General features: G+C 56.5%; 1 protein-coding gene. It reads right to left on the bottom strand.

Features of this window, described 5'->3' with window-relative positions; genetic code table 11:
• Positions 1–59: 59 nt before the first annotated feature.
• The coding region (locus AC0L21_RS38080) for a transposase (protein WP_473267154.1) at positions 60–386 on the bottom strand (327 nt) is incomplete at its 5' end.

The raw sequence follows: 386 nt of genomic DNA, 5'->3' as shown, positions 1-386 counted from the left end.
TCCAGATTTGCACCTTGCCTCCTCGGCAGCTTTCTTCTTCCGCCGGAGAGCTCTTAAGATTAGGTTTTCAGCATTGCGGCCGGCGCCTGATAGATGCCGCCTCTGACCAGCAAGGCCCAGATCGTGCGCGCAATCTTATTGGCGAGCGCGACCGATACGACCTTGACCGGCCGTCTTTGCAGCATGGTCCGAATCCAGAGTGGGACTTTCAAGCCTCGTTTAGCAAGCTTGATGATAGAGGTCGCACCAACGATCAAGAGAGTCCGTAGTTGCCGATTTCCACGCTTTGATATCGCGCCGAGCCTTTCTTTTCCGCCGCTCGACTGTGCCCTCGGTGTGAGCCCCGTCCAAGCCGCAAAATCTCGTGCAGTCGCAAAATTGCGAGC

Source organism: Bradyrhizobium sp. WSM4873 (assembly GCF_055811355.1).
Note: the sequence above shows the minus strand (reverse complement) of the source record. Positions and strands in the feature narration are given on the sequence as shown.